General features: G+C 72.8%; 3 protein-coding genes. 1 reads left to right on the top strand and 2 read right to left on the bottom strand.

Features of this window, described 5'->3' with window-relative positions:
* Positions 1-405, bottom strand: a 405-nt coding sequence (locus tag ACIQOV_RS39740; protein ID WP_401055792.1) for a DAK2 domain-containing protein, incomplete at its 3' end; no start/stop codon positions are given.
* Positions 406-687: 282 nt separating this feature from the next.
* On the opposite strand from ACIQOV_RS39740, the gene rpmB reads away from it, so the two are divergent.
* Positions 688-873: a 50S ribosomal protein L28 gene (gene rpmB / locus ACIQOV_RS39735; protein WP_014138233.1), complete on the top strand. Its 186-nt coding sequence runs from the start codon at positions 688-690 to the stop codon at positions 871-873.
* Positions 874-1,026: 153 nt separating this feature from the next.
* Here rpmB and thiD read toward each other — a convergent pair whose 3' ends face one another.
* Positions 1,027-1,800: a bifunctional hydroxymethylpyrimidine kinase/phosphomethylpyrimidine kinase gene (gene thiD, locus ACIQOV_RS39730; RefSeq protein ID WP_401055794.1), complete on the bottom strand. Its 774-nt coding sequence runs from the start codon at positions 1,798-1,800 to the stop codon at positions 1,027-1,029.
* Positions 1,801-1,862 lie beyond the last annotated feature (62 nt).

Raw genomic sequence — 1,862 nt, 5'->3', positions numbered from 1 at the left:
CCCCTCGACGGGCTCCGCGACGGCCTGGTACGCGGAGTCGGCGGCCCGTTGCAGGGCGGCCCGCAGCTGGTCGGCGCCGCCGCCCTCGGCGAGCGTCTCGGCGGTCCCGCGCAGCCACTGGGCGAGGATCACCCCGGAGTTCCCGCGGGCGCCGACCAGCGCGCCGCGGGCCATCGCCCGGACCGTGTCCGCCAGCCCGGGGGCCGTCCCGACGGCGGGGTCGGCGAAGCGGCTCTCCACCTCGGCGGCGGCGGACTCGACGGTCAGATAGAGGTTGGTGCCGGTGTCGCCGTCCGGGACGGGGTAGACGTTGAGCGCGTCGATCTCCTCGCGGGCCTGGCCGAGCGCCCGCAGGGCGAGCTGGCACCAGGTGCGCACGGCCGGGGCGTCGAGCGTGTGCAGCACCAGGTCTCCTCCGGATGGGACGCCGCGGTGGCCCGAGGGGCGGCGGCGAGGGGTGATACCGGCAGGTTATCGGGGGTCGGGCGGGGCCGTCCGGGCCGACGACCGGAGCGATCACTCGGCCGGTCATGGTAGTTTCGTGGGACGGAAGCAAGCGTTGTATGCTCTTCCGGTTGCCTGGAACCGTCCAGGCTCACCCCCTCGTCCAGTCTGGTCCACGCGAGTGTTCTGGTGGTCGAGCGGGGTTTTCGAAAGTATCTGATCTGAAGTCTTGGAGTGACTCCTGTGGCTGCCAACTGCGACGTCTGCGGCAAGGGGCCGGGCTTCGGCAACAGCATCTCCCACTCTCACCGCCGTACCCCCCGTCGTTGGAACCCCAACATCCAGACGGTGCGCGCTGTGATTGGGCGGACGCCGAAGCGGCTCAACGTCTGCACCTCGTGCATCAAGGCCGGTAAGGTCTCGCGCTGACGCGCAGACCGGCAAGCCGGTCCTCCAGTGAGCCGGTTCATCCTCGGATGAGCCGGCTTCACTGTTTCCGTGGCCGGCTCTGCCGTTTTCCGGACCCACCGACAGTGGGCGGACTCCTCCCAGGAGCCCGCCCACTGCCGTCTTCCGGGGTCCTCAGCGCCAGCGCCAGGCGTGGTCGACCGGGCCGATGCCGGCGCCCAGGGCGAAGCCCCCGGCGATCGCGCCGGTGATGTACTCCTTGGCCGAGGCCACCGCCCGCGGCAGCGGCTCGCCCTTGGCCAGTCCGGCCGCGATCGCGCTGGCCAGGGTGCAGCCGGTGCCGTGGGTGTGCCGGTTGTCGTAGCGGGGCGCCCGGAACCAGTGCACCTCGTCCGGTCCGCCGTACAGCAGGTCGGCGGCCTCGCCCGGCAGGTGGCCGCCCTTGACCAGCGCCCAGCGCGGGCCGAGGTCGACCAGCGCCCTGGCGGCGTCCAGCATCTGCGACTCGTCCTCGACGGTCAGCCCGGTGAGCTGGGTCACCTCGTGCAGGTTGGGGGTGGCCAGGGTGGCGACCGGCAACAGCTTCTCGCGGACGGTGGCGACGGCCTCGGCGACCAGCAGCGCGTCCCCGTGCTTGGAGACCCCGACCGGGTCGACCACCACCGGGGCGTCCACCCCGGCCAGCAGCTCGGCGACGGTCTCGACGAGTTCGACCGAGGCGAGCATGCCGGTCTTCACGGCCTGCACCCCGATGTCGTCCACCACGCTGCGGAACTGCGCCCGGACGGCTTCCGCGGGCAGCTCCCAGTAGCCCTGGACGCCGAGCGAGTTCTGCGCGGTGACGGCGGTGATCACGCTCATGCCGTGGACGCCGAGGGCGAGCATCGCCTTGAGGTCGGCCTGGATTCCGGCGCCGCCGCCGGAGTCGGAGCCGGCGACGGTGAGCACCCGGGGAGGCGCGAGGCGGGCGGTGGCGTCGGAGGGGCCGTGCGAAGCGCTTCGGCCGGGGG

The sequence above is a fragment of the Kitasatospora sp. NPDC091257 genome (genome assembly GCF_044757675.1).
GTDB classification, from domain to species: Bacteria; Actinomycetota; Actinomycetes; order Streptomycetales; family Streptomycetaceae; genus Kitasatospora; species Kitasatospora lactacystinica.
The sequence above is the reverse complement of the archived record's forward strand: the minus strand, read 5'-3'. Positions and strand labels throughout refer to the sequence as shown.